A 4,883-nucleotide genomic window follows, 5' to 3' on the forward strand; every position below is an offset into this window, starting at 1 on the left:
GGCCGAAGAACAGCTCGCTCCACACCCAGCCGACATTGATGATCGCCATCGAGGCGAGCGCACCGCGCGATACCGGCAGCACGACGCGCCAGAAAGTGCCGAAGCGCGAACACCCGTCGATGCGCGCAGCCTCTTCCAGCTCGCGCGGAAAGGAGACGAAGTAGGAGCGCATCAGGATGGTGGTGAAAGGCAACCCGAGCGTGGTGTAGAGCAGGATCAGCCCGAGCAGATTGTTGCGCAGCCCCAGCTCCCCGAAGAAGAAGTAGATCGGGATCAGCAGCACATGCACGGGCACGGCGAGCGCCAAGAGGAACAGCTGCTGCGTCGCGGCGCTGCCGGGGAACCGGCCGCGCGCCAGGGCGTAGCCGGCGAGCGACGACACAGCCAGCAGCAGCACCAGCGTGCCGCCGGTCACCACCACCGAGTTGAAAAAGTAGACGAGGATCGACTGGTTGGTTCGACCGCCCTCGATCACCGCCACGTAGTTGGAAAGCTGCGGCGGGAACGGCAGCGCGAACGGCGTCGAGAGGATCTGCGGATCGGTCTTCACCGAGGTGAAGAACAGGAAGACGATCGGGTAGACCTGCACCACCAGCCAGAGCAGCAGCAGGCCGACGACGAGCAGCCTGCCGGTGAAACGGAACGCAGTCGAACTCCTGCGGGGGGTCATCTCAGAACTCCACCGCGTCGACTTTGGTCAGGCGGTAATAGAGGTACGTGACGGAGAAAATCACCGCGAACATGGCGACGGCGACCGCCGAGGCGTAGCCGTATTCCTGCTGCTCGAAAGCGCGGCGGTAGAGGTAGGTGCCTAGCACCGAGGAGCTTCCCGCCGGCCCTCCCTGGGTCCTCACCCAGACGATGTCGAACACCTTGAGCGAGAAGTTGATCTGGATGACGCTGATCGACACGAGCACCGGCCAGATCATCGGGATGATCAGGTAGCGCATGCGGTCCCATTCGGTGGCGCCGTCGAGCGTCACGGCCTGGTGCAGTTCCTCGGGGATGCCCTCGATGGCCGCCAACAGCACGATCATCGGGAAGCCGGCATATTGCCAGATACAGACCGCAATGATCGACGGCAGCGCCAGGTCGAGACTGCCCAGCCAGGGCTGGGCCAGAAAGCCGAGGCCGATGGCGCCGAGCGCCGAATTCAGCAGCCCGTAGTTGGGCTCGTAGATGCGCGCCCATAGCGCCGCGACCACGGTCATCGGCAGCATAACGGGCAGATAGAACGCAAAGCGGAAGATGCCGTGTCCAGGAACCCGCCGGGAGATGGCGATGGCGAGCAGCAGGCCGAGACCCACCGTACCGACGGTTGCCGAGAGGGCGAAGACGATGGTGTGGCTCAGCGCGCTCCAGAAGTAGCGGTCGCGGAACAGCCGCTCGAAGTTCTCGAGCCCGACCCATTTGCGTGGCAGCAACCCCTTCCACTCGAACAGCGACAGCTCAAGCGAACGGTAGAGCGGCAACGCCATGAAGGCGACCAGCAGCAGCACGGCGGGCGCGAGGAACAGGTACCAGTGCCCGTTCTGCCTGAACCGCGCGGCCAGGCTGCGGTGGCTGTGTGTGGCGGGAATGACGGGGGGCACGGCCTCGCGTGTGCCGGAAGGGGCTGAAGCGGTCATCAGTTCGTCCATCTGGTCGGGAGTAAAACCCGGCCGGCGCAGCCGGCCGGGTCATGGCGCGTTGCCTCAGCGGCTGCGCGCGTCCTCATAGGCGGCCTGCATGGCCTCACCGGCCTGCTCGGGCGTGATGACGCCGGTGAGCACTTCGCCGACCGTCCGCTTCAGCGTGTTGAGAATATCCGACGGCACCGAGGACTCGTAGAGCGCCGGCGCTCCCATCCGTGCCACGTCGGCGCCCATCTGCGCCACCATCGGCTTCAGGAACTCGGCCAGCGCCGCCGCATCGACATCGGTGCGGCCGATGGTCAACCCGGAAGCTTTGGCGTAGGCGAGAGCCCCATCGCGCGAGGCGAGGAAGCTGATCACCTTCTTTGCCGCGTCCTGCTTGTCGCGGTTGAAGGCGATGTAGCAGTTGGGCACCCAGCTGCCGACCGGCCCGTAGGCAACCTCGTTGATCGGCGGATAGTAGAAGTAGCCGACCTCGAACTGGTCCTGCTCAAGCATGCCGGCACCGCCCCACGAACCAGTCTGGTACATGGCCGCCTTGCCCGAGGTGAACATCGACTTCGCCACTTCGTCGTCGATGATGCCGGCAAAGCCGTCGGCCGCGAGGCCTTTGTCGACGATGTCCTTCAGCGTCTGGAAGATGCGGATGCTATTGGGGTCGGTCCACTTGAAGGCGCGCTCGGCCTCCGTCGAATCCGGTGACCAGTTGCGCAGCAGCGCATTGTATTCTTGCTGCGTCCACGAGCGCATCATCAGCCCGTCGGGCAGATGGTTGACCATACCGTAGTCGTAGAGCGTAACCATCGGCTGGAAGCCGGCGGCGCGCACCTTGGCGGCGATGGCGTAGAGTTCGTCCCAGGTGGTGGGTGGCGTCAGGCCGAGATCGGTGAAAATCTTCTTGTTGTAGTAGACGTACGGCGTCCACACGACGTCGGTGTTGACGCCGTACTTGTGGCCATCCGGCTCGGTGAAGTACTGGACCGTGCCATCGGGATAGCCGCCATTGGCGTAGATCTCGTCGAGCGGCGCTAAGAGGCCGGCGGCGACCATTTCCTTGTACTGGAAGGACGGCGAGCACCACCACCAGCTGAGATCGGGGCCGTCGCTCGAGGCGAACATCGTGGTGGGCGCAGTTGCCTGCCAGTTCAGTTCGTCCGACTGCAGCTCCAGGTCCACCTGGATATCGGGGTTGGCGTCGTTCCAGGCCTTGATGGCCCCGACCGTACCATCGCCGGCGCCGACGCCACCGAGCACGGTCATGCGTAGCCGGGTCGGCTCCTGCGCCGCGAGCGGCGAGATGGCGACGGCTGCTGCGAGCACTGCGGCTAACGACAGTCGCGCGGTTGTCCGAAATAGTCCCTTCATTGGTCTCCTCCTCCTTGAGACAGTTATTGTCAGGCGCCCCTCAGCGGCCTGTTGCCCGGTGATCCGGGTAGTCGGTCGCGCGGGCCTATTCGCCCCCCTTCGCGAGTGTCGAGATATCGCTGCTCACCTGCCCCAGGTGCCCGCGCATCGCTTCCACGGCGGCCGCGCTGTCGTGCCTCTCGATGGCATCGAGGATGCGATGGTGGAAAGCCTGGGCGGAACGGGCGCTCCTTTCGACGAAGAACAGACGCTTGCGCTGCTCGTTGAGCACATCGACGATCGGAAACAGGATCATCGTTACGAGGTGGTTCTGCGTCGATTTGGCGATGGCGACATGGAAGCGATGATCAGCCGCGATGAACGCCTCCACATCGCTGAAGGCGCCCTCCATGATCGCGACCTCGGCCTTCAACTCGGCGATCTCGGCAGGGCCGGAGCGTTCCGCGGCGAGCCCGGCGACGGTCGGCTCGATGATCTGCCTGATCTCGACCAAATGGGCGAGATTGTGCGCGAGCCCGCCGACCGACAGCGCCAGCTCGAACGAGTCCCCAAGGGCCCGCGAGGTGCCGTCGGCGACATAGGTGCCGCTCCCCTGGCGCACGCTGACCAGGCCATCCTTGGCCAGGGCGCGGATCGCCTCGCGCACCACGTTGCGGCTGACGCCATAACCAATGGCAACGTCACGCTCATTCGGGAGGCGTTCGCCTTGCTGCAGCTCGCCGGACACGATCCGCCCGCGGATCGACGCGGCGATCTGCTCATAGAGACGGACGTTAGTTAGCTGCTGCATGTCTATGAGATCGCAATTGGTAGGATGACCCGATGAGCCTACCTAGCGAACTATCTCGGTCAGTACAAGGGGAATCCTGAGATATCTCGTGCGCCCAACACCCGTGTACCTGCCAAAACGGGCCTCAGTGCGCGATCAAAAGCGGGGTATGGGCCGAAGCTGAAGTTAACAGCGAGGCCGGCAGGCTCAATGCTTTCGCCTAGATGCTAACGCCAAGGCCGCTTGACGCTGGCATCGTTCGATACGACCAATGTGGGAGCCCGCTCGTCTCGGTAGTGCGGCAAAGGCATGGGCAATCACCGCGCCAACTGGTGTTTTTGGTCACAGATTGAGGCGCCAAACCGTCGTTCCGATGATGTTCAGACGCGAAGGATGGAACGACATTGCCGCGCGCAAGAAGAAGCTCGTCGGTGCGGCTGGACTTGTCGAACACCGGGATGTGAGGCGCGATCCCGCGCTACTTGACCAGCCAGACCAGGTTCTCGGCCGCGCCGTAGGCGCTGTCGGCGGCATGGCTCTGAGGCGTAAGCCCGAAGCGTTCGGCGGTCTGTCGAGCATGGCGCGCGAGGCGCCGACCTCAGCCTGGCGGATGGCGCGGCTCGCTTCGACGTCCACGATGATTGCGTTGTCGGTGTCGATCAGGTAGTTGGTGGCATAGGCGAAGAAGGCATGACCCTTGTGGGCGCCGGTCCATTGCGCCGCCGGATCGGATGGCGATGAACTTCGGCCGGACCTCGCTGGCCGCGCCGAAGGCGGCATCATCCAGGGTCGCCAGATACTCGCGGACCGCGTGGCCGGCATCAGGATCATCGACGCGCCATGCGTCAGCTGGCTCGGAACGCTGCTTGTTGGCATCTGCGGCGATCAGGTGGCATCGACCGCGAAGCCCTTCCCACCCACCAGACCCTCGCGCAGGCAACGCTCAACCACTGTTTCGAACAGGTGCTGCAGGATATCGCCCTGCCGGACGCGACCGTGCCGGTTGCGCGAGAAGGTCGGGTGGCCGGCACCTTGCCGTCCAGCTCCAGCCGGCAGAACCATCTGTAGGCGAGGTTCAGATGCACCTCCTCGCACAACCGCCGCTCCGAACGGAT

At 64.4% G+C, this 4,883-nt stretch carries 4 protein-coding genes and 1 pseudogene; all 5 read right to left on the reverse strand.

The window, feature by feature from the left end; all coding sequences use genetic code 11:
• On the reverse strand, nt 1-670 hold a 670-nt coding region (locus JWQ89_RS18385; protein ID WP_299643335.1), incomplete at its 3' end, for a carbohydrate ABC transporter permease.
• 1 nt (nt 671) lies between these two features.
• Nucleotides 672-1,628, reverse strand: a complete 957-nt coding sequence (locus tag JWQ89_RS18390) for a sugar ABC transporter permease (RefSeq protein ID WP_299643338.1) — start codon at nt 1,626-1,628, stop codon at nt 672-674.
• Between the two features lie 66 nt (nt 1,629-1,694).
• On the reverse strand, nt 1,695-2,999 hold the full coding sequence (locus JWQ89_RS18395) for an extracellular solute-binding protein (protein ID WP_299643340.1): 1,305 nt from the start codon (nt 2,997-2,999) through the stop codon (nt 1,695-1,697).
• Nucleotides 3,000-3,084: 85 nt separating this feature from the next.
• Nucleotides 3,085-3,789, reverse strand: coding sequence for a FadR/GntR family transcriptional regulator (locus tag JWQ89_RS18400; RefSeq protein WP_299643342.1), 705 nt, complete (start codon nt 3,787-3,789; stop codon nt 3,085-3,087).
• A 460-nt stretch (nt 3,790-4,249) separates the two neighbouring features.
• A pseudogene (locus JWQ89_RS18405) lies at nt 4,250-4,883 on the reverse strand (transposase); the annotation flags it as partial.

This window comes from Devosia sp. (genome assembly GCF_028290645.1).
GTDB lineage: Bacteria > Pseudomonadota > Alphaproteobacteria > Rhizobiales > Devosiaceae > Devosia_A.

Excerpts from the sequence above, each read along its gene's own strand:
- JWQ89_RS18390 (WP_299643338.1), bottom strand. The coding sequence starts at position 1,628 with ATGACCGCTTCAGCCCCTTCCGGCACACGCGAGGCCGTGCCCCCCGTC.
- JWQ89_RS18400 (WP_299643342.1), bottom strand. The coding sequence starts at position 3,789 with ATGCAGCAGCTAACTAACGTCCGTCTCTATGAGCAGATCGCCGCGTCG.
- JWQ89_RS18395 (WP_299643340.1), bottom strand. The coding sequence starts at position 2,999 with ATGAAGGGACTATTTCGGACAACCGCGCGACTGTCGTTAGCCGCAGTG.